The sequence below is a fragment of the Polaromonas sp. LjRoot131 genome (genome assembly GCF_964252805.1).
Classification (GTDB): Bacteria; Pseudomonadota; Gammaproteobacteria; order Burkholderiales; family Burkholderiaceae_C; genus Polaromonas.
The window spans coordinates 685,780-711,173 of record NZ_CAXUPF020000001.1 but is presented as its reverse complement, the minus strand read 5'-3'; the positions used below and the strand labels follow the sequence as shown (position 1 = coordinate 711,173).

At 61.6% G+C, this 25,394-nt stretch carries 25 protein-coding genes and 1 tRNA gene; 10 read left to right on the top strand and 16 right to left on the bottom strand.

Going from position 1 to position 25,394, the window contains the following annotated elements; all coding sequences use genetic code 11:
* Positions 1-7: 7 nt before the first annotated feature.
* The 9 genes from gtdA (at position 8) to ACSQ27_RS03345 (ending at position 8,771) form a co-directional block, all read left to right on the top strand.
* Positions 8-1,102: a gentisate 1,2-dioxygenase gene (gene gtdA / locus ACSQ27_RS03385; protein WP_436154069.1), complete on the top strand. Its 1,095-nt coding sequence runs from the start codon at positions 8-10 to the stop codon at positions 1,100-1,102.
* A complete protein-coding gene (locus ACSQ27_RS03380; RefSeq protein WP_436154068.1) occupies positions 1,099-1,794 on the top strand; it encodes a fumarylacetoacetate hydrolase family protein in 696 nt (231 codons plus the stop codon). Before gtdA ends, ACSQ27_RS03380 begins: the two co-directional genes overlap by 4 nt.
* 262 nt (positions 1,795-2,056) lie before the next feature.
* Positions 2,057-2,566 carry a TRAP transporter small permease gene (locus tag ACSQ27_RS03375; RefSeq protein ID WP_436154067.1) on the top strand — a complete coding sequence of 170 codons (510 nt, stop codon included), beginning with the start codon at positions 2,057-2,059 and terminating at the stop codon, positions 2,564-2,566.
* Complete coding sequence (locus ACSQ27_RS03370) at positions 2,563-3,882, top strand: TRAP transporter large permease (protein ID WP_436154066.1); 1,320 nt, start codon at positions 2,563-2,565, stop codon at positions 3,880-3,882. Before ACSQ27_RS03375 ends, ACSQ27_RS03370 begins: the two co-directional genes overlap by 4 nt.
* Before the next feature lie 68 nt (positions 3,883-3,950).
* Positions 3,951-5,003, top strand: coding sequence for a TRAP transporter substrate-binding protein (locus tag ACSQ27_RS03365; RefSeq protein ID WP_436154065.1), 1,053 nt, complete (start codon positions 3,951-3,953; stop codon positions 5,001-5,003).
* 216 nt (positions 5,004-5,219) lie between these two features.
* Positions 5,220-6,182 carry an MBL fold metallo-hydrolase gene (locus ACSQ27_RS03360; protein ID WP_436154064.1) on the top strand — a complete coding sequence of 321 codons (963 nt, stop codon included), beginning with the start codon at positions 5,220-5,222 and terminating at the stop codon, positions 6,180-6,182.
* Positions 6,183-6,291: 109 nt separating this feature from the next.
* Positions 6,292-6,846, top strand: a complete 555-nt coding sequence (locus tag ACSQ27_RS03355) for an NUDIX hydrolase (protein WP_436154063.1) — start codon at positions 6,292-6,294, stop codon at positions 6,844-6,846.
* Positions 6,847-6,970: 124 nt separating this feature from the next.
* On the top strand, positions 6,971-7,954 hold the full coding sequence (locus tag ACSQ27_RS03350; RefSeq protein ID WP_436154062.1) for a recombination-associated protein RdgC: 984 nt from the start codon (positions 6,971-6,973) through the stop codon (positions 7,952-7,954).
* Positions 7,955-8,063: 109 nt separating this feature from the next.
* Complete coding sequence (locus ACSQ27_RS03345; RefSeq protein WP_436155389.1) at positions 8,064-8,771, top strand: aspartate/glutamate racemase family protein; 708 nt, start codon at positions 8,064-8,066, stop codon at positions 8,769-8,771.
* Between the two features lie 60 nt (positions 8,772-8,831).
* Here ACSQ27_RS03345 and ACSQ27_RS03340 read toward each other — a convergent pair.
* The 12 genes from ACSQ27_RS03340 to ACSQ27_RS03285 all read right to left on the bottom strand — a co-directional run bounded on the left by ACSQ27_RS03340 (position 8,832) and on the right by ACSQ27_RS03285 (position 19,924).
* A tRNA-Pro gene (locus ACSQ27_RS03340) sits at positions 8,832-8,908 on the bottom strand.
* A 36-nt stretch (positions 8,909-8,944) separates the two neighbouring features.
* Positions 8,945-9,433: a MerR family transcriptional regulator gene (locus tag ACSQ27_RS03335; protein ID WP_436154061.1), complete on the bottom strand. Its 489-nt coding sequence runs from the start codon at positions 9,431-9,433 to the stop codon at positions 8,945-8,947.
* A gap of 179 nt (positions 9,434-9,612) precedes the next feature.
* Positions 9,613-9,939 carry an integration host factor subunit alpha gene (locus ACSQ27_RS03330; protein WP_074575303.1) on the bottom strand — a complete coding sequence of 109 codons (327 nt, stop codon included), beginning with the start codon at positions 9,937-9,939 and terminating at the stop codon, positions 9,613-9,615.
* Positions 9,940-9,987: 48 nt separating this feature from the next.
* A complete protein-coding gene (gene pheT, locus ACSQ27_RS03325) occupies positions 9,988-12,414 on the bottom strand; it encodes a phenylalanine--tRNA ligase subunit beta (RefSeq protein WP_436154060.1) in 2,427 nt (808 codons plus the stop codon).
* 28 nt (positions 12,415-12,442) lie between these two features.
* Entirely contained in the window at positions 12,443-13,507 is a 1,065-nt protein-coding gene (pheS, locus tag ACSQ27_RS03320) for a phenylalanine--tRNA ligase subunit alpha (protein ID WP_436154059.1), read from the bottom strand.
* A gap of 187 nt (positions 13,508-13,694) precedes the next feature.
* Positions 13,695-14,054 carry a 50S ribosomal protein L20 gene (gene rplT, locus ACSQ27_RS03315; RefSeq protein ID WP_348046678.1) on the bottom strand — a complete coding sequence of 120 codons (360 nt, stop codon included), beginning with the start codon at positions 14,052-14,054 and terminating at the stop codon, positions 13,695-13,697.
* Positions 14,055-14,079: 25 nt separating this feature from the next.
* The gene (rpmI, locus tag ACSQ27_RS03310) at positions 14,080-14,283 is read right to left on the bottom strand and encodes a 50S ribosomal protein L35 (protein WP_007870723.1); all 204 of its coding nucleotides are present in this window, start codon (positions 14,281-14,283) and stop codon (positions 14,080-14,082) included.
* Between the two features lie 257 nt (positions 14,284-14,540).
* Positions 14,541-15,146 (bottom strand): translation initiation factor IF-3, encoded by a 606-nt coding sequence (infC, locus tag ACSQ27_RS03305; protein ID WP_436155388.1) that lies wholly within the window; start codon positions 15,144-15,146, stop codon positions 14,541-14,543.
* Positions 15,147-15,251: 105 nt separating this feature from the next.
* A complete protein-coding gene (thrS, locus tag ACSQ27_RS03300; protein WP_436154058.1) occupies positions 15,252-17,159 on the bottom strand; it encodes a threonine--tRNA ligase in 1,908 nt (635 codons plus the stop codon).
* A 286-nt stretch (positions 17,160-17,445) separates the two neighbouring features.
* Positions 17,446-17,622 (bottom strand): hypothetical protein, encoded by a 177-nt coding sequence (locus ACSQ27_RS03295; protein WP_436154057.1) that lies wholly within the window; start codon positions 17,620-17,622, stop codon positions 17,446-17,448.
* Positions 17,623-17,788: 166 nt separating this feature from the next.
* Positions 17,789-19,108, bottom strand: coding sequence for an isocitrate lyase (aceA, locus tag ACSQ27_RS03290; RefSeq protein WP_436154056.1), 1,320 nt, complete (start codon positions 19,106-19,108; stop codon positions 17,789-17,791).
* Between the two features lie 375 nt (positions 19,109-19,483).
* Positions 19,484-19,924, bottom strand: a complete 441-nt coding sequence (locus ACSQ27_RS03285; RefSeq protein WP_436154055.1) for a gamma-glutamylcyclotransferase family protein — start codon at positions 19,922-19,924, stop codon at positions 19,484-19,486.
* A 126-nt stretch (positions 19,925-20,050) separates the two neighbouring features.
* Here ACSQ27_RS03285 and ACSQ27_RS03280 point away from each other — a divergent pair, with 126 nt between their 5' ends.
* Complete coding sequence (locus ACSQ27_RS03280) at positions 20,051-20,995, top strand: DMT family transporter (RefSeq protein ID WP_436154054.1); 945 nt, start codon at positions 20,051-20,053, stop codon at positions 20,993-20,995.
* On the opposite strand, the gene ACSQ27_RS03275 is transcribed toward ACSQ27_RS03280, so the two are convergent.
* The 4 genes from ACSQ27_RS03275 to ACSQ27_RS03260 all read right to left on the bottom strand — a co-directional run bounded on the left by ACSQ27_RS03275 (position 20,940) and on the right by ACSQ27_RS03260 (position 25,194).
* On the bottom strand, positions 20,940-21,818 hold the full coding sequence (locus ACSQ27_RS03275) for an ABC transporter permease (protein ID WP_436154053.1): 879 nt from the start codon (positions 21,816-21,818) through the stop codon (positions 20,940-20,942). The two genes, ACSQ27_RS03280 and ACSQ27_RS03275, sit on opposite strands and share 56 nt — an antisense overlap.
* Positions 21,819-21,831: 13 nt before the next feature.
* Positions 21,832-22,776 carry an ABC transporter permease gene (locus ACSQ27_RS03270; protein WP_436154052.1) on the bottom strand — a complete coding sequence of 315 codons (945 nt, stop codon included), beginning with the start codon at positions 22,774-22,776 and terminating at the stop codon, positions 21,832-21,834.
* 37 nt (positions 22,777-22,813) lie between these two features.
* Positions 22,814-23,920 carry an ABC transporter ATP-binding protein gene (locus tag ACSQ27_RS03265; protein WP_436154051.1) on the bottom strand — a complete coding sequence of 369 codons (1,107 nt, stop codon included), beginning with the start codon at positions 23,918-23,920 and terminating at the stop codon, positions 22,814-22,816.
* Positions 23,921-24,030: 110 nt separating this feature from the next.
* The gene (locus tag ACSQ27_RS03260) at positions 24,031-25,194 is read right to left on the bottom strand and encodes an extracellular solute-binding protein (RefSeq protein ID WP_436154050.1); all 1,164 of its coding nucleotides are present in this window, start codon (positions 25,192-25,194) and stop codon (positions 24,031-24,033) included.
* Positions 25,195-25,394 lie beyond the last annotated feature (200 nt).

The window sequence follows — 25,394 nt, the reverse complement described above, 5'->3', positions numbered from 1 at the left end:
CCCCACCATGGACATGACGCCCCCTCCCGCCCACGGCCAGCCCGCGGTACCCAACGGCGCCGCGCGCAAGGCTTTTTATGACGCCATTTCGGCGCACAGCATGACGCCGCTCTGGGAAGTGCTGCACGCGCTGGTGCCGCAATCGCCCAGCACCCCCTGCCAGCCGGCGCTGTGGAAGTACGCCGACGTGCATCCCTTCCTGATGCAGTCGGGCCAGCTGATCACCGCCGAAGAAGCGGTGCGCCGCGTGCTGATCCTGGAGAACCCCGGCCTGCGCGGGCAATCCTGCATCACGCAGTCGCTCTACGCCGGCCTGCAGGTCATCATGCCGGGCGAAATCGCGCCCAGCCACCGCCACACGCAAAGCGCGCTGCGCTTCGTCGTCGAAGGCCATGGTGCCTTCACCGCGGTGGACGGCGAGCGCACGCAGATGAAACCCGGCGACTTCATCATCACCCCGAGCTGGACCTGGCACGACCACGGCCATGAAGGCCGCGTCGAATCCGACACGCCGGTGGTCTGGCTCGACGGCCTGGACATTCCCATGCTGCGTTTCTTCGACGCGGGTTTTGCCGAAAACGGCGGCGCCAAGCAGCAGGAAGTCACCAAGCCCCTGGGCATCAGCAGCCACCGCTACGGCGCCAACATGCTGCCGGTGCGCTACGACGCGCCCTTCGGCCAGACCTCGCCGATCTTCAGCTACCCCTACGATCGCACACGCGAAACCTTGCACCAGCTGGAGACGCATGCCGACGTCGATGCCTGGGACGGCGTCAAGCTGCGCTACGTGAACCCGGCCACCGGCGGCTCGCCCATGCCAACCATGGCGACCTTCATGCAGCGCCTGCCGGCAGGCTTCGCCGGCAAGCCTTGGCGCCAGACCGACGGCGCGGTGTTCAGCGTGGTCGAGGGCTCGGGCACCGTTCACATCGAGCGCAACGGCGAAACCCGGGTTTTCGAGTTCGGCCCGCGCGACCATTTTGTGATTCCGTCGTGGCACACTGCGCAATTGCGTTCCGCGCAAGGTTGTGTGCTGTTCAGTTTTTCAGACCGCCCGGTGCACCAAGCCCTGGGCATACACAGAGAAGAAAGGTTGTCATGAGTTTTGTCATCACCCCACCCGCCACGGTGTCCGTCCCCGTCACCGGCACGAAAGAGCGGTTTCCGGTTCACCGCATTTACTGCGTGGGCCGCAACTACGAAGAGCACGCCAAGGAAATGGGCTTCACCGGCCGTGAGCCGCCCTTCTTCTTCCTGAAGCCCGCCGACGCCATCGTCGCGGTGGATGCCGGCGGCACCGGCACTATCCCCTATCCCAGCCTGACCAAAAACCTGCACCATGAGATCGAGCTGGTGGTGGCGATCGGCACAGGCGGCAAAAACATCAAGGCCGCCGATGCGCACAAGCACATCTACGGTTACGCCGTGGGCCTCGACATGACGCGCCGCGACCTGCAGGGCGAGATGAAGAAACAGGGCCGCCCCTGGTGCATCGGCAAGGCCTACGACCACTCCGCCCCCATCGGCCCCATCACGCCCGTGGCCCAGGCCGGCGACGTGAACAACGCCGAGCTGTATGTCCAGGTGAACGGCACGGACCGCCAGCGCAGCAACGTCTCCAAGCTGATCTGGAACATCGCCGAAACCATCGAACACCTGTCAGCCGCCTGGGAACTGCAACCCGGCGACCTGATTTACACCGGCACGCCTGAAGGCGTGGCGGCGGTGGTCTCGGGCGACACCATGGTCGGCAGCGTGGCCGGCCTCGGAACGCTGACCGTCAAGGTCGCGTAAGCACACAAAGCTCGTAAAGCTGCGTCCCCGCGCCTGTCACGCAGGCGGGGATGCGGCATGGACACGGACAAACGGCCGCCTTGCGCGGCCGCTTTTTTTTGGCGGGCGGTTTGCGCGATGAACGCGCATCTGTTTTAATCACCGCGCAAATACCCGGGCAGCCTCGGGGTAACCCACCTGCCCGGATGAAGCCTCAGTTCTGATAATCGGCCATGCGGTTTGGGGGAGCCCCCGAGACCATGTTCGCTTTCGGAGACCCTTCTTGAAAATCCTGCAGTCCCTCGCGAAACTCTGCGCCGTGCTGGCCGGCGTGCTGCTCACGGCCATCACCCTGATGACCTGCGCCAGCCTGATAGGCCGCAACCTGCTCGGCACCACCCTGGTTGGCGACTTCGAACTCACCGGCGTGGTCACCGGCGCGGCCATCGCGCTTTTCATGCCTTTTTGCCAGATCCAGCGCGGCAACATCATCGTGGACTTTTTCACGGCCAAACTTGGCCAAAAATCCAACGACAGGCTGGACCGCTTCGGCGCCCTGCTGCTGGGCCTGATCTTCGGCCTGCTGGCCTGGCGCACGGTGCTGGGAGGCCTCAACTCCTACAACACACATTCGGAAACCCAGATCCTGGGCTTCCCGGAATGGACGGTGTACGCCGCCATGATCCCGCCCTTTGTGCTGACCTGCGTGATCGGTGTTTACCAATCCGTGTTCGGCTTCGGCGATGCCCATGAGCCGCACAATCCGCTGGACGAGCTGGAGGCGCACATATGAGCTCCATCACGCTCGCCCTGCTCATTTTCGGCATCATGCTGGTCTTCATGGCCGTGCGCGTACCCATCGCGGTCGCCATGTTCGCCGCGGGCGCCATCGGCTACGTCATGCAGACCGGCTGGGGGCCGTTCTCCAGCTTCCTCAACACCCAGGCCTTCGCGCGCTTCGCCAGCTACGACCTGTCGGTGATCCCCCTTTTCATCCTGATGGGGCATTTCGCGACGCAAGGCGGCATCAGCCGCGCCCTCTTCGGCTTCGCGGCGGGTGTGATGGGCGGCTTCAAGGGCGGATTGGCCATGGCGTCCGTCCTCGCGTGCGCGGCTTTCGGCGCCATCTGCGGCTCTTCCGTGGCCACGGCAGCCACCATCACCGGCGTGGCGCTGCCCGAGATGAAACGCCACGGCTATTCGGGCCGCCTCGCCACGGGCACGCTCGCGGCCGGCGGCACGCTGGGCATTTTGATCCCGCCCTCGGTGCCGCTGGTAATTTACGCCATCCTCACCGAGCAGAACATCGCCAAGCTGTTTGCCGCGGCCATGGTGCCGGGCATCATCGCGATGTTCGGCTACATGGTGGCCATCGCCATCTATGTGCGGCTGGTGCCCGGACAGGCACCCGAGGTGGACAAGGACAGGCCGCCCATGACGCTGGCCTCCCTGCTGGGCATACTGCCCATCGCCATCATCTTCGTGATCGTCTTCGGCGGCATTTACGGCGGTTTGTTCACGCCCACCGAAGGCGCGGCCGTGGGCGCGGCCGCCACTTTCGTGGCCGCCCTGCTCAAGCGCGAAATCACCTGGGCCAAGTTCAAGCTGTGCTTTTATGCCACGGCGGAAAGCTCGGCCATGATCTTTTTGATCTTCATAGGCGCCGACCTGATGAACTCCGCACTGGCGCTTACACAGGTGCCCAACCAGCTCGCCGGCGTGGTGGGCGGCTGGGGCCTGTCGCCGCTGATGGTCGTCACGGCCATTCTGCTGTTCTACGTAGTGTTGGGTGCCGTGATGGACGAGCTGTCCATGCTGCTGCTGACGATTCCCATCTTTTTCCCCATGGTAATGGGCCTGGACTTCGGCATGGCCAAGGAGTCCACCGCGATCTGGTTCGGCATCATGGTGCTGATGACCGTCGGCTTCGGCATGCTGGCGCCGCCGGTGGGGCTGAACGTCTATGTGGTCAACGGGCTGGCCAAGGACGTGCCCATCAGTGAAAGCTACAAGGGTGTCATGCCCTTCCTGATCAGCGATACCATCCGCACGACCCTGCTGCTGCTGTTCCCGGGCATATCCCTGTGGCTGGTGAAATACATCAGCTAGGGCTTTCACCGCTTCCCAAACCCATCCGCCTGCCTTAAGTTATCGACATTGCCTACAGGAGACACGCCATGATTCAAAGACGAACCCTTCTCAAAACCGGCGCCGCAGCCGCGCTGGGCGCACCGGCCCTCTCGGGCCTGGCCCAGCAGGCCGTGACCCTGAAGTTCCACACCTTCATGTCACCCTCGTCCAACGTCTGGCTAGCCATGCACAAGCCCTGGATGGAGAAAGTCGAAAAGGAATCCGGCGGCCGCATCAAGTTCGAAGGCTATCCGGCCATGCAGTTGGGCGGCACGCCGGTGCAGCTCTACGACCAGGCCAAGGACGGCGTGGTCGACGTGGTGTGGACGCTGCCCGGCAACACCGCCGGCCGCTTCCCGCGCATCGAGGTGTTTGAGCTGCCCTTCATCATGTCCAACGCCGAAGCAACTTCCAAGGCGTATTGGGAGTATGTGCAAACGATGGCTCCGGACGAGTTCAAAGACACCCAGGTGCTGGCGCTGCAGGTGCACGGCCCCGGCGTGATCCACACGGTCGACAAGCCCGTGAAGTCGATTGCCGACATGCGCGGCCTCAAGCTGCGCGCGCCCACCCGCCAGGTCACCAAGCTCATGGGCGTGCTGGGCGCCACGCCGGTCGGCATGCCGCTGCCGCAGATCCCCGATGCGCTGAGCAAGGGCACCATCACCGGCTGCGTGATTCCCTGGGAAGTCGTTCCCTCGGTCAAGGTCAACGAACTCACCAAGTTCCACGCCGAATTCGACCCCGCCGGCGGCAGCCTCTACACCACCACCTTTGTGATGGCCATGAACAAAGCCAAGTACAACTCGCTGGCACCCGACCTCAAGAAGGTGATCGACAACAACTCCGGCATGGCCACCTCGGCCTGGCTGGGCAAGGTGCAGCAGGGCAACGATGTCCCCGGCCGCAAGACCGCCAGCGATCGCGGCAACACAATTTACACCGTGAGCGCCGCCGAAGCCCAGGAGTTCCGCCGCAAGTCACGCACGGTGGAAGTCGAATGGGTGGAAGACATGAACAAGAAAGGCTTTGACGGCAAGAAGCTGCTCGACACGGCGCGCAGCCTGATCGAAAAGCACACCAAGACGACCAAGGCCTGAACACAGGCCGCGACAAGCAAAAAACCGGGCCTTGGCCCGGTTTTTTCGTTTCAGCGCCGGATCCGAACTATTAAATGGCAGGCAGCCGGCCCGAGGATGCTTTTTGCGAGTTGCCTATCCGCGAGCAGGGGATTGCCCAAAGCAGCGCGCAAAAAATCCGCCCTGCGCCTACATTCACACGCGCTCCAATACCATCAACAACACAAGGGGAACTCCATGCCACATCCTTTCACTTTCAAGCACCTCGCCCTTAGCGTCCTGCTGGCCGGCACCGCGTTTAGCGCCTCCGCCGCCGGCCCCATGGTCAAGACCCAGGCCCCGGGCTACTACCGCGTCATGCTCGGCGACTTTGAGGTCACCGCGCTGTCCGACGGCACCGTCAAGCTTCCGGTCAAAGACCTGCTGACCCGCACCACGCCGGCCAAGGTCGATGCGGCGCTGAGGCGCGCGTTTTTGCCCGACATGGTTGAAACCTCGGTCAATGCCTACCTCATCAACACCGGCAGCAAGCTGGTGCTGATAGACACCGGCGCCGCCGGCCTGTTCGGGCCCACGCTGGGCAGCCTGCAAGCCAACCTCAAGGCGGCCGGCTACCAGCCCGAGCAGGTCGATGAAATTTACATCACCCACATGCACCCCGACCACGTGGGCGGCCTGGTGACGGGCGGCGCCGTCGCCTTTCCCAACGCCATCGTGCGCGTGGACAAGGCCGACGCCGACTTCTGGCTGGACGAAGCCAAAATGAAGGCCGCGCCCAAAGAGTCGCAGGGCTTCTTCCAGGGCGCGATGGCCTCCATCAAGCCTTATGCCGCGGCCGGCAAGCTCAAGCCTTTTGAAGGCCGCACCGAACTCGTGCCCGGCATCAGCGCCCAGCCCTCTCACGGGCACACCGCCGGCCACAGTGTGTATATGGTGGAAAGCAAGGGCGAGAAGCTGGTGCTGTGGGGCGACCTGATGCACGTTGCCGCCGTCCAGTTCGACGACCCCGGCGTCACCATCAAATTCGACAGCGACTCGGCACCCGCCGCCAAAGAACGCGCGCTGGCCTATGCCGCCGCGGCAAAGGGCGGCTACCTGGTCGGCTCCGCCCATATCGCCTTCCCGGGCCTGGGCCATGTGCGCAAGGCCACCGGCAAGTCTTACACCTGGGTTCCGCTCAACTACTCGTCCCTCAAGTAATTGAAAGCCCCAGAGGGCGGGCATGGTGAGCTATTATTTTAATAGCTGACCGGGACGCCGGCCGTATGCCTGGGGGCCCTGCCGGGCGCGAAGCCGCTACACTGATCCAATGCTTCGCCTTCCCCTGAAACACTGCCGCGTCTGCGGTACCGCCGTGGCCTACAGGTTGCCGGACGACGGCGATACCAAGGAGCGCGCGGTCTGCCTGGCCTGCAACACCGTCCACTATGAAAACCCGCTCAACGTGGTCGGCACGGTGCCGGCCTGGGGCGAGGACGGCGCGCAGGTTCTGCTCTGCAAGCGCAACATCGAGCCGCGCTGGGGCAAGTGGACACTGCCTGCCGGCTTTATGGAACTGGGCGAAACCACCGCTGGGGGCGCGGCCCGCGAGACCGACGAAGAAGCCGGCGCCCAGTTTGAAATGCTGGGCCTCTTCACCGTGATGAATGTCGTGAGCGTCGGGCAGGTGCATTTGTACTACCGGGCACGCCTGCTGAGCGCCGAATTCAACCCAGGCCATGAAACCCTGGAAGCCCGGCTGTTCACCGAAGCCGAGATTCCCTGGGACGAGATCGCCTTCAAGACCGTCAAGGAAACCCTGGAACACTATTTTGAGGACAGGCGCAAGGGCGCCTTCGGCATCCATACGTTGGATATCACATAACGACCGGCCGCCCGCGTGACAGTCCCCGGTAGAATTTCCCGATACCCGCGAATCGCCCTCAAGGCCTTCGCATTCACCCGGCCTCGCAGCCAGGCTCCTTCTCCTCTCATACTCCCCGGAATCCATGTTCAATACCGCGATCTTTTTCCGCATTGCCGATGATTTTGTGTTGCCGCCCCTGGAGGCCCTGGAAGAGATCTTCCAATCCCACCGTTTCGTGCCCTGCGGCGCGACCGAGCCCGAGTCCAGCGGCTGGGTGCCGCCGCGCGGCAACAAGAGCACGGTGCTGCTCGAAAGCGTGGGCCGCTCGCTGATCGCGCGGCTGTGCACCGAGCGCCGGCCCGTGCCCTCCTCGGCCGTCAAGGCCGCGGTGGACGAGCGCATTGAAAAATACAAGGAAGAAACCGGCCGCGAGCGCGTGGGCGCCAAGATCAAAAAAGAGTTCAAGCAGGAAGTCATGCTGGACCTTCTTCCCCGTGCCTTCACCAAGCGATCCACCACCACGCTGTGGATAGACCCGGTGAACAAATTCCTGGTCGTCGATTCCGGCAACCTCACAGGCGCCGACAAGGTCATCAGCTACCTCGTGGAAGCGCTCAGCGAACTTCCCGGCGCCCTGCCCGGCCTCAAGGCCAGCCCCATCCAGACGCAGATGTCGGCCGCCGCCGCGATGTCGCACTGGCTGTCGACCCGCGAAGCGCCCTACAACTTCACGGTGGACCGCGACTGCGAACTCAAGACACCCGACGACCAGAAGGCAACCGTGCGCTATTCGCGCCACACCCTGGACATCGACGAAGTGGCCCAGCATATCGCCGCCGGCAAGGTACCGACGCAGCTTGCCATGACCTGGAACGAGCGCGTGTCCTTTGTACTCTCCGAAACCGCGCAGCTCAAAAAACTCAAGCTGCTCGACGTGGTGCTGGACGGCGTGCAGGAAAGCGGCAAGGATGACGATGGTTTTGACACCGACGCGGCCATCATCACCGGCGAGCTGTCTTCGCTGATCCCCGATGTGCTGGATGCGCTGGGCGGTGAACTCGGCGACGGCGAGGCCGGGCAGCCCGAAGCATCGGCTACGGCGGAACTCACACCCGAACCCGCCTGATCGGCCAGGGTTTTCCGGGGGTTGAAATCCCACGGCGGCAGCGTTAATTGACCGGGTAGCCGCGTCGATTCGCGTCGCGGCAGTATCCTTGCACAAGGTCATGAATACCATGGTGAAACCCCTGCACATCGGCATCGTCGGCTGTTCCGCGGAAGGCGCAGCGCTTTGCTACCAGACCATTTGTACCGAAGGCGCCAAAGTGCTGGGACCTCATGCCCACCCTGAGGTGACCCTGCACACGCCCTCGCTCTCCGACTACATGGCTTGCATCTACCGCGATGACTGGCGCGGCGTCGGCGACATCATGCTCGCCTCGGCCCACAAGCTCGCGGCGGCGGGCGCCGACTTCCTGGTCTGCCCCGACAACACCATCCACCAGGCCTTCGGGCATGTCGAAGCACGCTCACCTCTGCCCTGGCTGCACATCGCCGAAGTCGTCGCTGAAGAGGCTGCGCAACGTGGTTACAAGCGCATAGGCATCACCGGTACCCGCTGGCTGGTGGGCAGCGAGGTCTATCCCGAGAAATTCAGCGCGCGCGGGCTGGACTACCTTCGCCCCACAGATGCGGAACGCGACGAGATCAACCGCATCATCATGGACGAGCTGGTCTACGGCGTCTTCACGCCCCAGGCGGTCGCGTATTTCCAGCAGGTGATGACCCGCATGAAAGGCGGGGGCTGCGATGCCGTCGTCTTGGGCTGCACCGAAATCCCGCTGATCATGAGTGATGCGAACTCACCCTTGCCGACCCTGGACTCGACGCGCCTGCTGGCGCGGGCGGCGCTTCGCCGGGCTGTGCAGGCTGCGGCCGTGTAATTGCATCCAGAAACAAAAAAGCCGGTTAGCAAACGCTAACCGGCTCTCTGCTGGTTTTAATGGTCGGTGTGAAAGGATTCGAACCTTCGACCCCTTGCACCCCATGCAAGTGCGCTACCAGGCTGCGCCACACACCGACAAGCCTCAGATTATAGCCTGCTACGAAGCGCTTCTCAGTGGTTGTTGCCGAGGAGATCGCGGATTTCGAACAACTCGCGGCGCACCAGCTGCAGCCTTTGCTGCGCGGCGGTCCCGGTGGGCAGGTCGGCGCCTTCGGGTTCGCTGTCTTCGAAGTCGGAGTGGTCGGTCGAATCCTCAAAATCCTCGAGAAGCGACTCTCCGCCTTCAAGCACTTCAACACCATCGAGCATGACCTCGCCGTTGCGGCGCTTGTCGCGTTCGATCTGGACGATTTCCTGAAGCTTGTTGCGCGCGCCGCTGATGGTGAAACCCTGGTCATAGAGCAGATCACGGATGCGGCGGATCATGAGCACCTCATGGTGCTGGTAGTAGCGGCGGTTGCCGCGCCTTTTCATCGGGCGCAGCTGCGTAAACTCCTGCTCCCAATAACGGAGCACGTGAGGTTTGACGCCGCACAAATCGCTGACTTCGCCGATGGTGAAATAGCGTTTCGCCGGAATGGGTGGAAGGGTTTTCTCCAATTAAATCAATGCGCTAAGGAGGAAACCTCCAAATCTACTCTAAGTCGAAAGTTAGCGCAAAGAGTTGCTGGGCTTTTTTGAAATCTGTTGTTCCGTCACACAAGTAACACGAAGTTACCAAGTCGCTGCCACTGTGCAACAGGACGATGTCCGCGATGCCAGGAGCGCTTCGTCAACAACTATTCGGCCGGGTTTTCGCCCTGAATCTGGTCTTTGAGCTTGTGGCTGGCGTGGAAAGTGACCACGCGGCGGGCCTGGATGGGAATGGCTTCGCCGGTGCGGGGGTTGCGGCCGGGGCGCGGGGCTTTGGTACGGATCTGGAAATTGCCGAAACCGGAAATTTTCACGTCATTGCCATCCACCAGGCTGTCCGAGATCAGGTCGAAAAACGCGTCGATCATGTCTTTCGACTCGCGTTTGTTGAGCCCGATCTGCTCAAACAGCAACTCGGCGAGGTGTGCCTTGGTCAGCGCCGGGGTTTCCAGGCTTTCTACAGAAAATTCCATGCGGCAGTGCTCCTGGCGTTTTTATTTTTGGAAGATTTGAGGGAAGCCTCAGGCACGCAAACGCGCCCCGAGTTGGCCCTGCAGATTCGCGAGAACCGCTTGAACGGCCACCTCAATTTCCTCGTCGGTCAGTGTAGCGGTGTCGCTTGAAAGCACCAAGCGCACGGCCAGGCTTTTTTCGCCCAATTGCATGCTGGCGCTTGCCTGTTGCGGCCGGTAGACGTCGAACAAGGTCGCGCCCTTGAGCAGGCCTTGGGTGGCCGCGCCGTGGATAGCCCCCATGAGCGCGGCGTGCGTGACGCCCTCGGCGACGATGACGGCGATGTCGCGTTCCACGGGTTGCAGCTTGCTGACCTGCTTGAATTCGGGCACCTGGCGCTGCAAGACCGCGTCGAGTTCCAGCTCGAACAGCAACGGTGCCTGGGCCAGGTCGTAGCCTTGGCGCCACTGCGGATGCAGCTCGCCCACAAAGCCTATGGCCTTGCCACCCACCGACACGCTGGCACAGCGGCCGGGGTGCATGGCAGGATGCGCGGCGGGCGCAAAGACTGCCTGCAGCGGCGCGAGCAAGGCTTCGACGTCGCCCTTGATGTCGAAGAAATCCACCGCCTTGTCGGGCTGGCTCCAGTTCAGCGCAGCCCGCGGGCCGTAGGCCAAGCCGGCCACGCGCATGGGCTGGTTGAAGCCCGCCACGGTGGTGTCGGTGTTTTGGCTCTGGGCGTCTCGCAAGAAAACGCGGCCCAACTCGAACACGTTCACGCGGGGCGCCTTGCGGTCCAGGTTGAACTTGAGCACCTGCAACAGCGAGCCCAGCAGCGAGCTGCGCATCACGCTCATCTGGCTGGCAATCGGGTTCAGCAGCTTGATGGGGCTGGGGTTGCCGGCAAGCTCATGCTCCCAGCGCTCTTCCACAAAGCTGAAATTGATGGTTTCCTGGTAGCCCAGCGAGGCCAAAGCGCGGCGCACGGCAAAAGGGCTGCGCTCGGCTTCAGGGCGCAGCCGCGCCGTGATGGGCGCCAGGGGCGGCGTGTCGGGCAAATGCTTGTAGCCCACCATGCGCACCACTTCTTCGATGAGGTCTTCCTCGATCTGCAGGTCGAAGCGGTAGCTCGGAGGCGTCACGGTCAGCGTACCCTCCCCCTGTGCCACCGGCAAGCCCAGGCGCTGGAGTGCGTCCAGACACTGCGCCTGCGTGAGCGGCATGCCGATCACCTTGGCGGCGCGCGCGACGCGCAGGGTGACGGGCGCCGCCTTGGGCACATTGACCTGCTGGTCGTCCATGGGGCCGCACGCGGTGTCCGGCGTGCCGCAGATGTCGATGATCAGCTGGGTGATGCGCTCGATGTGCTCGACGGTCTGCCCGGGATCAACGCCGCGTTCGAAACGATGGCCCGCGTCGGTCGAGAAGTTGTAGCGGCGTGAACGGCCGGCAATCGCCTTGGGCCACCAGAAAGCGGCTTCGACGTAGACGTGTTGGGTGTCGTCAGACACCGAGGTCGCGTCGCCGCCCATGATGCCGGCCAGCGATTCGACTTGTGCGTTGTCGGCGATGACACCGACTTTTTCATCGACCGTCACGGTGTTGCCGTTCAGCAGCTTGAGCATCTCGCCGGGCTTGCCCCAGCGGACGTCGAGCCCGCCGTGAATCTTGTCGAGGTCAAAGATGTGCGAGGGGCGACCCAGCTCGAACATCACATAGTTGGAGATGTCCACGAGCGCGGTCACGCCGCGCTGGCCGCAGCGGGCCAGGCGGTCCACCATCCATTGCGGCGTGGCGGCCTTCGTGTTGACGTTGCGCACCACGCGGCCGGAAAAACGGCCGCACAGGTCGGGGGCGCTGATCTTGACCGGTAGCTTGGTGGTGTCGGCGGCGGCCACGGCGGGAAAGGACGGCGTCTTCAGCGGAGCACCCGTGAGTGCGGCAACTTCGCGCGCCACGCCGTAGACGCTCAGGCAATGCGCGAGATTGGGCGTGAGCTTGAGGGTGAACAGGGTGTCGTCGAGCCGCAGGTGCTCGCGGATGTCCTGGCCCAGCGGCGCATCGGCGGCCAGTTCGAGCAAGCCGCCGTGGTCTTCGGAGAGTTTGAGTTCGCGCGCCGAGCACAGCATGCCCTGGCTCTCCACGCCGCGCAGCTTGCCGACCTTGATCAGGAAGGGCTTGCCGTCTTCACCGGGCGGCAGCTCAGCGCCTACGAGGGCGCAAGGCACCTTGATGCCGACGCGGGCATTGGGTGCGCCGCAGACGATGTTGAGCAGGCTGCCCTGCCCCACGTCGACCTGGCAGACGCGCAAGCGGTCGGCGTCAGGATGCTGGACGGCTTCCTTGATTTCACCGACGACGATCCTGGTGAAGGGCGGCGCCACAGGCTTGAGTTCTTCGACCTCCAGGCCGGCCATGGTGAGGGTGTCGGCGAGCTGCTGGGTATCGAGCGGCGGGTTGCAAAATTCGCGCAACCAGGATTCGGGGAATTGCATGGTGAGACCTTGTTCTTGTTTTTATGGCTTATGACTGGAACTGCGAGAGAAAACGGATGTCGCCGTCGAAGAACAGGCGCAGGTCGTTGACGCCGTAGCGCAGCATGGTCAGTCGGTCAGGGCCCATGCCGAAGGCAAAGCCGATGTACTTCTCGGGGTCCAGCCCCATGTTGCGCACCACATTCGGGTGCACCTGGCCGGAACCGGCCACTTCCAGCCAGCGGCCGGCGAGCGGGCCGGTCTGAAACTGGATGTCAATCTCCGCGCTCGGCTCGGTGAAAGGGAAAAAGCTAGGCCTGAAACGCAACACAAGGTCGTCGCTCTCAAAGAAGGTACGGCAGAAATCGGTGAACACGAATTTGAGATCCTTGAAGCTCACGTTCTCGCCTATCCACAGGCCTTCGCACTGGTGGAACATGGGCGAGTGGGTGGCGTCGCTGTCGACACGGTAGGTGCGGCCCGGTGCGATCACGCGAATCTCAGGCATGCGGCCGCCTGCATCGATCAGCGCGCGGTGCTTCTTGACATGCTGGACCGCATGGCGAATCTGCATGGGGCTGGTGTGGGTACGCAGCAGGTTGGGCGCGGTTTCAGTGCCGCCTTCGACGTAAAAAGTGTCGTGCATCGAGCGCGCCGGATGGTCTTCCGGCGTGTTGAGCGCGGTGAAATTGAACCAGTCGGTTTCGATCTCGGGGCCCTGGGCCACCTCAAAACCCATGGAACCAAAAATGCCTTCGATGCGTTCCAGCGTCAACGACACGGGATGCAAGCCGCCCCGCACACGCTGGCGGCCCGGCAGGCTCACGTCGAGCGCTTCGGCTTTCAGCTGCTTCTGCAGTTCGGCATCGGCCAGCGCTTGGCGGCGCTCGTTCAGCGCGGCCTCGATGGCCTGCTTGGCCAGGTTGATGGCGGCGCCGCGGGATTTTTTCTCTTCGACGCTGAGGGCTGCCATGCCTTTCATCAGCTCGGTCACGCGACCGGCTTTGCCCAGGAACTGCGCCTTGGCGTTTTCCAGGTCGGCGGGCGTGTGGGCCTGCGCAAAGCTGGCCTGGGCGCTGCTGACCAGTTCTTGGAGGGCATCAGGTTGGGTCATACGTTCTCTTGTTCGAAATACAAAACAGCGAAGGCGCTTTCGGCAGCACTCTCACCAAGCCGGCGGGCAGTGAGCGCTGCGGAAAGGACCATGAAAAAAGGGCCAGAGCCTTTTCAAGCTCCAGCCCTTTATTTTCTTGCGTCGGCAGTGATTGATTCGATAGTCTCAATACCGCCTGGCCTGAAAATCAGGCGGCCAGCTTGGCTTTCACCTGTTCAACGATGGCACCGAAAGCAGCGCTGTCATGGATGGCCATGTCGGACAGAACCTTGCGGTCGATCTCGATGCCGGCTTTCTTCAGGCCGTTGGCAAACTGGCTGTAGGTCAGGCCGAATGAACGGCTTGCAGCATTGATACGGGCGATCCACAACTGGCGGAACACGCGTTTCTTGGTACGGCGGTCACGGTAGGCATATTGCCCGGCCTTCATTACCGCTTCTTTGGCGATACGGAAGACATTGCCGCGGCGACCGCGGAAACCTTTTGCAAGGGCTAAAACTTTTTTGTGGCGGGCGCGAGCCGTTACACCACGTTTGACGCGAGGCATGTGTGTACTCCTTGTTCGTCGTTAATTAAATGCCCTGGCCTGGGAGCATCTGTGCCATGTGACCCATATTGGTCTCATGAACAGTCACCGCACCACGCAGATGGCGTTTGTTTTTGGTGGTCTTCTTGGTCAGGATGTGACGTTTGAAGGCTTGGCCGCGCTTGACGGTACCACCCGGACGAACGCGGAAACGCTTTTTAGCGCCGCTCTTGGTCTTCATTTTGGGCATGTAAATGCTCCTTTTCATTTGTGCTCGTGAGGCGCTGCGAACCTTCCGCAGACTTGATGGCCCCGAGCCACTTGTCAGTGGCGAGTGATGACACTTGCCACTGCCGGCAGGCGTTTTCCAACACCCGCTGGTCGCGACGGGTTTAACCCCGTCACTTTCGGAGGAAAGGCTTGTCGCCTGCCCTCACCGGAAACACCTTGCGGCATCCCCTGCGGCCCGCCGGATGAATCCGGCAAACCAGTGTTCTTCTTCCTGTCTCAGGCCGCGGCCGAAGGCGCCGGTGCGGCGGCAGTTTCCGCGGCCGGCTTGCCGCCGGGCTTCTTGCGGCCCGGCGCGATCATCATGACCATCTGCCTGCCTTCAAGCTTGGGGAACTGCTCCACCACAATCAAATCCGCCAACTCGTCGCGAATGCGCGCCAGCAGGGCAAGGCCCAGTTCCTGGTGCGTGATTTCGCGGCCGCGAAAGCGCAAGGTGATCTTGCACTTGTCGCCCTCTTCCAAAAAGCGCTTGATGTTGCGCAATTTGATGTTGTAGTCCCCATCGTCAGTGCCGGGCCGGAATTTGACTTCCTTGATCTCGATCACTTTTTGCTTGGACTTCGCTTCCGCCGCCTTTTTCTGCTCGGCGTACTTGAACTTGCCGTAATCCATCAACCGGCACACGGGCGGAACCGCCGTGGGGGAGATTTCAACAAGGTCAACGTCGGCCTCACCTGCCAAGCGCAAGGCCTCCGCGATGCTGACAATGCCTAAAGGCTCGTTGTCCGGCCCGCTCAGACGTACTTCGGGGGCCATGATTTCACGGTTCAAGCGGTGCTTGCGTTCTTCACGGTGACGGCGGTCACGAAATTCAGTAGCGATGGTTTTATCCTTTAACTCTTGCTATAAAAGCTATAGCGGCTTGCGCCCGTCCTGCAAGAACGAGAAGCTTCAATGCCCACAAACTCGGAGGAATTCGTCAGCGATTCAGGCTTTTTGTGTGATGTCAGAAGCAATTTGCCGGGCAAATGCATCGAGAGGCATCACTCCAAGGTCTTTGTTGCCCCGGGCGCGCACTGCTACAGCTCCGGCCTCCTTCTCCTTGTCGCCTACGACCAGGATGTAAGGCAGCTTTTTCATCGAGTGCTCCCGTATTTTATACGTAATTTTCTCATTGCGCAGGTCCAGGTTGACCCTAAGCCCTTGATTTTGCAGCGTTTTGGCAACTTCCCGGGCATATTCGGCCTGGGAATCGGTGATATTGAGGACCGAAACCTGCTCGGGAGCCAGCCACGTCGGCAGCGCGCCGGCGTGTTCCTCGATCAAAATCCCGATAAAACGCTCCAGGCTGCCCACAATCGCGCGGTGTAGCATCACCGGCCGGTGGCGGTTGCCATCCTCGCCGACGTATTCAGCATCCAGGCGCTCGGGCATCGAAAAATCGACCTGCATGGTGCCGCACTGCCATTGGCGGCCGATGGCGTCTTTCAGCGTGTATTCGATCTTGGGACCGTAAAACGCACCGTCGCCGGGGGCGATTTCAAATTCGCAGCCGGATGTGCGCAGGCTTTCCATCAGCGCATGCTCGGCCTTGTCCCAGCTTTCGTCCGAGCCAATGCGCGCCTCGGGACGCGTGGCGACCTTGTAGATGATGTTCTTGAAGCCGAAATCGGTGTACACCTTCTGCAGCAAGGTCGTGTACTCCACGCATTCCTTGAGGATCTGGTCCTCGGTGCAGAAAATATGGCCGTCGTCCTGCGTGAAGCCGCGCACACGCATGATGCCGTGCAGCCCGCCCGAAGGTTCGTTGCGGTGGCACTGGCCGAATTCGCCGTAGCGCAGCGGCAGGTCGCGGTAGCTCTTGATCCCCTGCTTGAAGATCAGGATGTGGCCGGGGCAGTTCATGGGCTTGAGCGCGTATTCGCGCTTTTCGCTCTCGGTCGTGAACATGTTGTCGCGGTACTTGTCCCAGTGGCCGGTTTTCTCCCACAGCGTCTTGTCGATGATCTGCGGGCCTTTGACCTCCTGGTAACCGTTGTCCTGGTAGACCTTGCGCATGTACTGCTCCACGCCCTGCCAGACCGTCCAGCCCTTGGGATGCCAGAACACCAGGCCGGGTGCATGGTCGTCGATGTGGAACAGGTCCAGTTCCTTGCCGAGCTTGCGGTGGTCGCGTTTCTCGGCTTCCTCCAGCATCGTCAGGTACTGCTGGAGTTCGTCCTTGGTCGCCCAGGCCGTGCCGTAAACACGCTGCAGCATTTCATTGCGGTGGTCGCCGCGCCAGTAGGCGCCGGCCACTTTCATGAGTTTGAAGAACTTCAGTTTGCCCGTGCTGGGCACGTGAGGCCCACGGCACAGGTCTTCAAAAGCCCCTTCGCGGTAGAGCGACACGTCCTCATTGGCGGGGATGCTGGCGATGATCTCGGCTTTGTAGTGCTCACCAATGCTCTTGAAGTGCGCCACGGCTTCGTCGCGCGGCAGCACGCGGCGCGTCACCGGCTCATCCTTGGCGGCGAGTTCCGTCATGCGCTTTTCGATCGCCACCAGGTCTTCCGGCGTGAACGGGCGCTTGTAGGAGAAATCGTAGAAAAAGCCGTTTTCGATGACCGGGCCAATGGTGACCTGCGCATCCGGGAACAGCTCCTTGACGGCGTAGGCCAGCAAGTGGGCCGTGGAATGGCGAATCATGTCCAGGCCATCGGCATCCTTGGCGGTGACGATGGAGACCGCGCTGTCTTTGTCGATCAGGTAGCTGGTGTCCACCACCTTGCCGTCGACCTTGCCGCCCAGGGCGGCTTTGGCCAGGCCGGCACCTATCGAGGCGGCGACTTCGGCAACCGTGACAGCTTGCGGGTATTCGCGCTTGGAGGCATCGGGGAGCGTGATCTGAATCATGGGATGGACTTTTTTAGAGATAAAAATGGGAGCAACAAAAAAGCGCGGAACATGCCGCGCTTTTTTTGGGGAAATTTGGATGAAAGCTATAAATTGTGTAGCTAACAATCACCAAGGGGTGCGACTTAGCGCCCTGGATGACTCCAGAAGACGGACAAGGTCGTAGTTCGCGGTGTCATAACCCGAACGATCCTTCCTGTTTCCAGCTTGATTGATTGCATGCGCGTATTTTACGGCAGGTTGGCAAGACCCCGTCCGCGGCGCCCGTTCTGCGTTGCGCGAAACGCTATTGCGAACCCGGCGGCAAGAAGCCTAGACCCAGGCAGCGCGGGCATTCCGTGATGACGGTCTGCTTTTCGACCTCGAAATGCTCGTTGATGTTTTCGCTCTCGATGCGCAGTTCACCGGAACCCTCGCAGTCGGGACAGGAAATACGCTTGAAACCCACGGTTAAGTCCGACACGGCAGCCCCTCCAGTTGATGTTCAATGTCGTGTTTTATGTAACAAGTTGCACTCTACGCCAAAAAGCGCTCGCAAAAAAGCCCGGAGAGGCCCTAAGTGCCTCTCCGGGCTAAAGCTGTGCCCTGAAGGCACGAGCGTCTGGGTAATCGTTGGGGAGTGAGTCAATTCAGTGGAACTGCTCTTCTTCGGTGGAACCGGTCAGCGCGGTCACGCTGGACTTGCCGCCCTGGATCACGGTGGTAACTTCGTCGAAGTAACCGGTGCCGACTTCCTGCTGGTGCGACACAAAGGTGTAGCCGCGGTCGCGGGCTGCGAATTCAGGCTCCTGGACTTTTTCGACATAGGCCGACATGCCGCGTTTGACGTAGTCCTGGGCCAAGTCGAACATGTTGTACCACATGGAATGGATGCCGGCCAGGGTGATGAACTGGTACTTGTAGCCCATCGCGCCCAGCTCTTTCTGGAACTTGGCAATGGTTGCGTCATCCAGGTTTTTCTTCCAGTTGAAGGACGGCGAGCAGTTGTAGGCCAGCATCTTGCCAGGGTGCACCTTGTGCACGGCGTCGGCAAATTTCTTGGCGAACTCGAGGTCGGGTGTGCCGGTTTCGCACCACACCAGGTCGGCGTAGTGGGCGTAGGCGATGGCGCGGCTGATGGCCTGGTCAATGCCTTTTTTCGTCTTGTAAAAGCCTTCCGAGGTGCGCTCGCCGGTGATGAAGGGCTTGTCGTTTTCGTCGTAGTCGCTGGTCAGCAGGTCGGCCGCTTCAGCGTCGGTGCGGGCAATCACCAGCGTGGGCACGCCGCAGACGTCGGCAGCCATGCGGGCAGCCACCAGTTTTTGCACGGCTTCGGCCGTAGGCACCAGGACCTTGCCGCCCATGTGGCCGCATTTTTTCACCGATGCGAGCTGGTCTTCCCAGTGCACGCCGGCGGCGCCGGCCTTGATCATGGCCTTCATCAGTTCGAAGGCGTTGAGCACGCCACCAAAACCGGCCTCGGCATCGGCCACGATGGGCGCGAAGTTGTCGATGTAACCCTTGTCGCCGGCATCGATGCCCTTGGAGTGCTGGATCTCGTCGGCACGGCGGAAGGTATTGTTGATGCGCTCGACCACAGTGGGAACGGAATCCACAGGGTACAGCGACTGGTCGGGGTACATGGAAGCGTAGCTGTTGTTGTCGGCGGCGACTTGCCAGCCCGACAGGTAGATGGCCTTGACGCCGGCCTTGACCTGCTGCATGGCCTGGCCGCCCGTCAGCGCCCCCAGGCAATTCACATAAGGCTCGTTGTTGACCAGGCCCCAAAGTTTTTCAGCACCGCGGCGTGCCAGTGTGTGCTCGATGGGGAAGGAACCGCGCAGGCGGACCACATCGGCCGCGCTGTAACCGCGCTTGATGCCCTTCCAGCGGGGATTGGTGGCCCATTCTTTTTCCAGGGCGGAAATCTGCTGGTCGCGGCTCAGTTGTTCAGTGAGGGTTTGTGGCATGGTGGGCTCCGTGGGTTAAAGAGAATTGAAGAAAGAAAAATGAAGAAGAGAAAAGTGAATGCGATGGAGTCACTTTAAGTCTTCTACAAGACTTTGTGAAGCTCTTATGTCTTATATAAGACAAAATTAAAATCCAGCAAAATCAACAACCTCTCAACAAATTACCACAATACAAAATTCTATTTCTCGGATTGAGAAAAATTTCCGCAGCGCACCATTTCACTTTTTTGTATGGTGAAATGAATTTGTTGGATCGTGAAATACGGCGCAACACCACAGCTGTGGCAGCAACGAGGGCCCAAAAGCGACCCATCCGGCAATTCAAATCAAGGAGGAAAGAAGCGGGGCGCACAAACTGCGGCAACGCGCACTAACTCAGGCTTTGCGACCAGTGCGATGCAACACCCAGTCGCCGCTGGCGATGACAGGCTTTCCCTGGGTACGCTCAGGCGCAATTTCATAAAGAACGCACAAGAGCTCGCGCGCCTCGCCTCGCGATCCGCCTGGCTCCGGGCTCGCGTCCAGCTGCACCACCACTTCGCGCTTGGCATATTCGCCGGTTTGCTGCGGCCAGACCTCTTCGATTTCATCAAGTATTCGCTCCAGCTCGGCGCTGATGGCGTAGACCTCACCGTGCACCACCCCTGGCCCGCCCAGCACCAAGCCCGGGTAGCTTCCCAGGTGATGCATGACGCCGGCCACTTGCGCCCGTCCTACCCAGCGCGGCGCGGGCTGCAGGCGGTTGATGTCCCGCTGCTCCCCTTTGCGCAGGGTGCCGTAGACAAAGACATGGCGAGTGGAAGAAGAAAGTGTCATCGCTTGGTGTCCCGGTTGGCCCGGGTATCCTGAAAATTAAGGCATGATTCCGGCCTGCTGGCATCCCTGCCAACCCCCTCTCCAACCGGTGGGCCGCATGGCCGTGCAACAGGAACTCCCAGTTTAATGAACCGCATTGTGGCTTACGCCTGTCTCGGGCTCAGCATGTCTCTGGTGGGCAGCTATGTGGCGCTGTCCAAGCCCCTGGTCGCCACCCTGCCCGTCTTCCTGCTCGCCTGGCTGCGCTTTGGCATAGGCGGTGCGGCCATGCTGCGCTGGCTCAAAAAGCCCGCCGAAGAAGTCCCTATGAGCCGGCAAACCGCACGCCTGCTGTTCCTGGAGTCCTTCCTGGGCAACTTCCTGTTTTCCATCTGCATGCTGTTCGGCGTGAGCCTGACCAGCGCCGTCGCGGCTGGCGTCATCATGGCCTCCATTCCGGCCGCCGTCGCGCTCATGAGCTGGCTCTTCCTGCGGGAGCGCATCAGCCTGCGGGTATGGGGCGCGGTGGCCTGTGCCGTGGTCGGCATCGCCTTGGTGTCGCTGTCCAAAAATCCACCGCCAGCACACGCCGCTGGGCCGGAAGATGATCTGGCGTCGAAGTACGCTTGGCTGGGCAACCTGCTGCTGGTGGGAGCGGTCCTGTGCGAGGCCTTCTACGCGGTGATCGGCAAAAAGCTGACCGGCGTGCTGAGCCCCAAGCGTATTTCGGCCTTGATCAACCTCTGGGGCTTTGCGCTCGTCACCCCGCTGGGCCTCTGGATGGCCTGGAGCTTTGACTTCGGTAGAGTCGCGCCTTCCCTCTGGCTGCTGCTGGTGTTTTACTCGCTGGCCGCGAGTGTCTGGACGGTCTGGCTCTGGATGACGGGCCTCAAGACTATCCCGGCCAACGAAGCCGGCGTGTTTGCCGTACTGCTGCCCATCAGCGCCGCCGCGGTCGGCGTCATGGTCCTGGGCGAAACACTGAACCCCACCCAGATCGGTGCCTTCGGCATCGCGCTGGCCGGCGTGGTGCTGGCTACTTTGCCGGGACGGGGTCTGGAAAAGCCTGTTCCGGTCGAGCCGCCGCACTGATTTCGCGGTCCAGCCGCTTTTGCCGGCGCATTACGTAGATGCTGTAGCTGATGATGCCCAGCGACACCACGGTGATCAAAATCGTGGCCGCCGCGTAAATCGACGGGTTCACACCGCGGCGGGCATAGCTGAAGATCACCTGCGGCAGGGTCGTCACGCCCGGGCCCGACAAGAATTCCGAAATCACCACGTCGTCAAACGAGAGCGTGAAGGTCAGCAACCAAGCCGACACCAGGGCGGGCGCGATATTGGGCAGGGTCACCAGAAAGAACACCTGCATGGGCCGGCAGCCCAGGTCCATGGCGGCCTCTTCGAGGGTGCGGTCCATTTCGCTCAGGCGCGACTGGATCACCACGGTGGCATAGGCCATACCCAGCAAGGTGTGGCCGGTCACGATGGTGATGAACCCGCGATCGGGCCAGCCCACGGTGCGCTGCACCGCCACCATCAGAAGCAGCAAGGACAACCCGATGATGACCTCGGGCATGACCAACGGCGCATTCACCAGCCCGTAAAACAGCGTGCGTCCGGTGAAGCGCAGATAGCGCACCAGCACAAAGGCAGCAAAACTGCCCAGCACCACCGACAAGGTGCCGGTGATCAGCGCCACCTTGAGCGACAGAAAAAATCCTTCGACCAGGCGCGAGTCCGCCAGCAAGGCCTCATACCAGCGCGTCGAGAAGCCGGTGAAGACGCCGTCCTGCCGCGTGCTGTTGAAGGAAAAGACGATCAGGAAGAACAGCGGGATGTAGAGAAAGAGGTAGACCAGCCCCATCCAGAGCTTGCCCACGTTGTTTTCCACCAGGCGCGAAAGACTCCTCATGCCGGTTTTCATCTCAGCGCCCTCCCCGCGCGTCGCGGTCGCTGCTGGAGCGGTAATAAAAGGCCAGCGGCACCAGGATCAGCAGAATCATCACCACCGCCAGCGCGGAGGCGCGCGGCCAGTTGTTGCTGCTGAACATCTCGTCCCAGACCACGCGGCCAATCATGATGTTTTCGGCGCCGCCCAGCAGCGATGGGATCACGAACTCGCCGACGCTGGGGATGAACACCAGCATGGAACCGGCCACGATGCCGGACTTGCTGAGCGGCACAGTGATCAGCCAGAAGGCCTTCCAGGCGCTGGCGCCCAGGTCGTGCGCGGCCTCCAGCAGGCGGAAATCCATCTTCACCAGGTTGGCGTAAAGCGGCAGGATCATGAAGGGACAGTACACGTAAGTCATGCCGACCAGCATGGAGACGTCGGTGTAGAGCATCACCAGGGGCTCCTGGATGATGCCCAGCGACAACAGCAGGTTGTTGAGCACGCCCTGGTCAGCCAGGATGCCCTTCCAGGCGTAGACGCGCAGCAGGAAGGAGGTCCAGAACGGCAGCATCACCAGCATCAGCAAGGCCGGGCGGATCGCGGGCCGCGAGCGGGCGATGAAATAGGCAAACGGGTAGCCGATGACCAGACAGGACAGCGTGGTGAGCAAGGCGTACTTCAGGGAGGTTTTGTAGGCCTCCATGTAAATCGTGTTGCCGAAGCCCCCCGCCGCATCCTGGGCGTTGTCGATGAAGATGGACGCGTAGTTGTTGTAGCGCAGCAGCACGTGCCACGAGCCCTTGACCGTTTCGATCAAGGGCGCGAAGGGATCCACGCCGTTGCCCATGTCCGTCACGCTGATGCGCAGCAGGATCAGGAAAGGCAGCACAAAAAACAGCAGCAGCCAGACGTAAGGCACGGCGATGACGAAGCGCCGCCCGAGGTTGAGTTGAAGCCAGGAGGGGATGTTTTTCATCGCCGGGATTGAATCGTTGGAGGCCGGTGGGCTGGACTTATTGCGTCAGCACCACCGGCGCGGAGCCATCCCACCAGAAGAAGACCGGGTCGTCCCAGGTGATCGTGTCGCTGTCGTGGCGCGTGGTGTTGGTCTCGGTGATCTTGAGGGAGCGGCCGCCGGCCGCTTCCACGATGAAGGTGTTATAGCTGCCGAAATAGGCGATCTCGCGCACCTTGCCGGTGAACAGGTTAGTGCCGACGCCGGCCGGCCGGGTCTTGGCGATGTGGATTTTCTCGGGCCGCACCGCGATGGCGACCGACATGCCCAGCGTGCCGCTGATGCCGTGGCCCACGCTCACCACGCCCTGGTCGGTGGTGACCTCACAGCGGTCGGCCTCGTCCAGCGTAAGCTCGCCCTCCAGCATGTTGACGTTGCCGATGAAGTCGGCCACAAAGCGGCAATTGGGATGCTCGTAGATTTCCTTGGGTGTGCCAACCTGCAGCACACGGCCGTGGCTCATCACCGCGATGCGGGAGGCCATGGCCATGGCTTCTTCCTGGTCGTGCGTCACCATGACGCAGGTCACGCCCACGGATTCAAGAATGTTGACCAGTTCGAACTGCGTGCGTTCGCGCAGTTTTTTGTCCAGCGCGCCCAGGGGTTCGTCAAGCAAAAGCAACTGCGGACGCTTGGCCAGGCTGCGCGCCAGGGCCACGCGCTGCTGCTGCCCGCCGGAAAGCTGGTGCGGCTTGCGCTTGGCGAAAGCCTCGAGCTGGACCAGCTTGAGCATCTCCTGCACGCGGGCCGCGATCTCGCCCTTGGGCATGCCCTCGCGCTTGAGGCCGAAGGCGATGTTGTCCCAGACCGTCAGGTGCGGAAACAGCGCGTACGACTGGAACATCATGTTGATGGGCCGCTCGTAGGGCGGAAAGGACGCGATGTCCACGCCGTCGAGGAAGACCGCGCCGGAGGTCGGTTTTTCAAAACCCGCCAGCATGCGCAGCAGGGTCGACTTGCCGCAGCCTGAACTGCCCAGTAGCGCGAAGATTTCACCCTTGTGGATGGACAGCGAGACGTCATCGACCGCGGCCACGCCATCAAAGCGCTTGACCAGCTGGTCAGTCCGCAAAAACCCGTCGCCGGCCGAGAGAGGTAGATTCATGAACAGGATTTCCTGCCTTCATCAAGATGAAAAAAGGCTGTGCACACAACACATTGCATGCACAGCCGGGTTCACACTGAAATCAGCGCTTGCCAGAGATCAGTAAAACGTCACTTGCCTTTTTTGAAGGCGGTGAACACATTGCTCATGGACTCACGGGCCTCGTTGCTGAAGCTGGCCGGGGACACCATTTTCTTTAGGTTGTCCGCGTCGGGGAACACAGCCTTGTCCTTGGCGATCTCAGGCTTGACGTTGGCCAGGCTGGCCTTGTTGGCGGTGGCGTAGCCCAGTTCGTTGGTCAGGGATGCGGACACTTCCGGGCGCAGCGAGTAGTTGATGAAGGCCAGCGCGTTGTTCGGGTGCTTGGCATCCTTGGGAATCGCCAGGGTGTCAAAGAAGATCAGGCCGCCGGTGCTGGGCAGCAGGGCCTCGACGTCGTTGCCGCTCTTGTTTTCCAGTGCGCGGGCACGGGCGATGTTGATGTCGCCGGCCCAGGCCAGGGCCACGCAGGCCTTGCCGCCGGCCAGGTCGTCAATCATGGTGCTGGAGAACATGCGGATGTGCGGACGCACCTTGGCCAGCATCTCGGCGGCTGCCTTGTGGTCGGCCGGGTCATTGGAATACGCGTTCTTGCCCAGGTAGTGCATGGCCGGCGGCAGCACTTCGGTGGGCGAGTCGAGGTAGGCGATGCCGCAAGACTTGAGCTTGGCGGTGTAGACCGGGTTGAACACCAGGTCCCAGGCGTTTTCCGGCATGGGGGTGGAACCCAGGGCCTTGGTGACCTTGGCCTTGTTGATGCCGACCGTGGTGAAGCTCCAGGCCCAGGGCACGAGGTAACCGTTGCCCGGGTCAATGGTGCCCAGCTTTTCCATGATGGCCGGGTCCAGGTTGCCGTAGTTGGCGATCTTGGCCTTGTCGAGCTTGGCGAGCAGGCCGCCGTCGATCTGCGGCTTGGCGAACACGGCACCGGGGACGACGATGTCATAGCCCGTGTTGCCGGCTACCAGCTTGGCGTGCAAGGCTTCGTTGTTCTCGAAGGTCTGGTAGTTGACCTTGATGCCGGTTTCTTTTTCGAAGTTGGCGATCATGTCTTTGGCGACATAGTCAGGCCAGTTGTAGACATTGAGCACCTTTTCCTCGGCGGCGACAGGCGCCGGTGCGCTCGCGGCTGCGGCCGGGGCGGCAGCGGCGGGCGCTTCTTCTTTTTTACCGCAGGCAGTCAATGCCGCTACCAGCATGGCCGAAAACGCCCAATACCCAAGATGCTTTTTCATAATGTCCTCAACTCCTCTTATAAAAACTTGGAAGTAAAAACCAGGAAACACTAGCAAAAATCAGACCGGAGCAATTGTATAAGAGGGCTGAAGGAGCGGGAACCTTTCTTATGCCGCCTTTGCATGAGGGCCTGCCGCCGGCCGCCCGGCAAATCCGCCTACAGTAAAACGGGCCTAAGGCGCTAGGCGCCCTGTCCCTC

Excerpts from the sequence above, each read along its gene's own strand:
- ACSQ27_RS03360 (WP_436154064.1), top strand. The coding sequence starts at position 5,220 with ATGCCACATCCTTTCACTTTCAAGCACCTCGCCCTTAGCGTCCTGCTG.
- ACSQ27_RS03345 (WP_436155389.1), top strand. The coding sequence starts at position 8,064 with ATGGTGAAACCCCTGCACATCGGCATCGTCGGCTGTTCCGCGGAAGGC.
- ACSQ27_RS03355 (WP_436154063.1), top strand. The coding sequence starts at position 6,292 with ATGCTTCGCCTTCCCCTGAAACACTGCCGCGTCTGCGGTACCGCCGTG.
- ACSQ27_RS03380 (WP_436154068.1), top strand. The coding sequence starts at position 1,099 with ATGAGTTTTGTCATCACCCCACCCGCCACGGTGTCCGTCCCCGTCACC.
- pheS (WP_436154059.1), bottom strand. The coding sequence starts at position 13,507 with ATGACCCAACCTGATGCCCTCCAAGAACTGGTCAGCAGCGCCCAGGCC.
- ACSQ27_RS03350 (WP_436154062.1), top strand. The coding sequence starts at position 6,971 with ATGTTCAATACCGCGATCTTTTTCCGCATTGCCGATGATTTTGTGTTG.
- ACSQ27_RS03265 (WP_436154051.1), bottom strand. The coding sequence starts at position 23,920 with ATGAATCTACCTCTCTCGGCCGGCGACGGGTTTTTGCGGACTGACCAG.
- ACSQ27_RS03275 (WP_436154053.1), bottom strand. The coding sequence starts at position 21,818 with ATGAGGAGTCTTTCGCGCCTGGTGGAAAACAACGTGGGCAAGCTCTGG.
- ACSQ27_RS03330 (WP_074575303.1), bottom strand. The coding sequence starts at position 9,939 with ATGGAATTTTCTGTAGAAAGCCTGGAAACCCCGGCGCTGACCAAGGCA.
- aceA (WP_436154056.1), bottom strand. The coding sequence starts at position 19,108 with ATGCCACAAACCCTCACTGAACAACTGAGCCGCGACCAGCAGATTTCC.
- ACSQ27_RS03285 (WP_436154055.1), bottom strand. The coding sequence starts at position 19,924 with ATGACACTTTCTTCTTCCACTCGCCATGTCTTTGTCTACGGCACCCTG.
- thrS (WP_436154058.1), bottom strand. The coding sequence starts at position 17,159 with ATGATTCAGATCACGCTCCCCGATGCCTCCAAGCGCGAATACCCGCAA.
- rpmI (WP_007870723.1), bottom strand. The coding sequence starts at position 14,283 with ATGCCCAAAATGAAGACCAAGAGCGGCGCTAAAAAGCGTTTCCGCGTT.
- pheT (WP_436154060.1), bottom strand. The coding sequence starts at position 12,414 with ATGCAATTCCCCGAATCCTGGTTGCGCGAATTTTGCAACCCGCCGCTC.
- rplT (WP_348046678.1), bottom strand. The coding sequence starts at position 14,054 with ATGCCTCGCGTCAAACGTGGTGTAACGGCTCGCGCCCGCCACAAAAAA.
- ACSQ27_RS03370 (WP_436154066.1), top strand. The coding sequence starts at position 2,563 with ATGAGCTCCATCACGCTCGCCCTGCTCATTTTCGGCATCATGCTGGTC.
- ACSQ27_RS03280 (WP_436154054.1), top strand. The coding sequence starts at position 20,051 with ATGAACCGCATTGTGGCTTACGCCTGTCTCGGGCTCAGCATGTCTCTG.
- gtdA (WP_436154069.1), top strand. The coding sequence starts at position 8 with ATGGACATGACGCCCCCTCCCGCCCACGGCCAGCCCGCGGTACCCAAC.
- ACSQ27_RS03365 (WP_436154065.1), top strand. The coding sequence starts at position 3,951 with ATGATTCAAAGACGAACCCTTCTCAAAACCGGCGCCGCAGCCGCGCTG.
- ACSQ27_RS03270 (WP_436154052.1), bottom strand. The coding sequence starts at position 22,776 with ATGAAAAACATCCCCTCCTGGCTTCAACTCAACCTCGGGCGGCGCTTC.
- ACSQ27_RS03260 (WP_436154050.1), bottom strand. The coding sequence starts at position 25,194 with ATGAAAAAGCATCTTGGGTATTGGGCGTTTTCGGCCATGCTGGTAGCG.